This is a genomic window from Legionella tunisiensis (assembly GCF_000308315.1).
Lineage (GTDB): Bacteria > Pseudomonadota > Gammaproteobacteria > Legionellales > Legionellaceae > Tatlockia > Tatlockia tunisiensis.
In genome coordinates, this window is sequence record NZ_CALJ01000051.1 from 1 (window position 1) to 1,358 (window position 1,358).

Here is a 1,358-nt window from a genome sequence, read left to right on the forward strand (position 1 = left end):
TAGGGGTTTCATTCAATTGAATACGGTTATTCCATCTAAGACCAGAGGACAGACTATATAAATAATGTGCTTCTTTAAACAAATCATTAAAGATACATAAATCTTCATTGAAAGAATCGACATCATCATTGTCTGGACTAGAGCGAAGTTCTGTTCTTTTATTCAATATTTGTTCTACAAAACTTTCCAATTCTATTGTGTAAACATGTGGTTTTGATTCTTTTCTTTAACATTTAACTCAAAATCTCTGGCAATTATCAGCATCTTCCTTTTGAATTTACATTTTAACAAAGTTAAAAATCCGTGAAATAATTATCAAACTCTGTATTTGTTAATTCTGATTTAAATGAGTTTTTCTTCCCTGTAAGCAAACAATAATTTGATAGCATCCTTTTAAATGAGGCCATGGTCTCTACAAGATAAGTTCCGGTAGTTAAGTGTTCAGAAGAAATATCATCATAATTTTCTGACGATAGAATATTAATAATATGATGTTCTTTATGAAAGCATTGCATCAATTCGCTTAAATGCATGTAGAATTGTAAGAGATTTTGTTGATCGCGTAATTCGCCTAATGCTTTCTTTAAGCCATCAATGACTAAATCAGGATATGTGGCAGATTCTAAAGATAGCATCATATCGCTTGAAAATTTATTAATCATTTGTTTTAATTTTTTCATTATATTTAAATAATAAAAACTTTATGTATTAATTATAGTATGCTGCGGATCTAGTCAAAGAAATGTATTGATTAATGGTCAGTCTTCATCTGCCTTTTTGCATTACTATCTAAGGGATTTTCATTAGACGGTTCTACGCAACTCGAAAATTATTGGGCATGCCAATACTAGTCATTTTGTTAAGGATACCCAACCGAGCATAAATTCCTGTTTAATTTGTCATTTTTATTTCATGCATTACTCTCCTCCAAATCCTTTTATATCTCTGGAAAACCAGTTCTGAGTGGTTGCGCTGGCCATCATGTCGCTCTTTCTGCCAATTCAGTGAGGTTTCTGCAACCGCGCAGAAACCTCACTTTAATTACAGAAACCTATAGACCTGAAATTTTGAATAATAATTTTATGTAATTGTGGACGGGGAATAGACTCATCAGTAGGGCAAAGATATAGAGCAAATTTACGAGCAAAAGAGGCTTTCATTTAACTCCTCCTCATTATGTTACATGTAACGCAATAAATAGAATAACCATAGCTATCCAATTTGTGGCAACTATAGGCCAGGCTCTGGCCCCATAGACACACTTTTTTCACAAAAACACATTAAACTACTAAATGTTATTTCAGAGTATTGTTTCTTGGCTATTGCACGCTCATACTGTTGGTGTTTAGCAGCCGCTA

Annotated in this window: 2 protein-coding genes; both read right to left on the reverse strand. The window is 32.8% G+C overall.

The window, feature by feature from the left end; all coding sequences use genetic code 11:
* A partial coding sequence (locus tag BN58_RS32685; RefSeq protein ID WP_040916119.1) for a hypothetical protein occupies positions 1–190 on the reverse strand: 190 nt, incomplete at its 3' end.
* 103 nt (positions 191–293) lie between these two features.
* Entirely contained in the window at positions 294–638 is a 345-nt protein-coding gene (locus BN58_RS03895) for a hypothetical protein (protein WP_232220315.1), read from the reverse strand.
* Positions 639–1,358 lie beyond the last annotated feature (720 nt).

Excerpts from the sequence above, each read along its gene's own strand:
- BN58_RS03895 (WP_232220315.1), bottom strand. The coding sequence starts at position 638 with ATGATGCTATCTTTAGAATCTGCCACATATCCTGATTTAGTCATTGAT.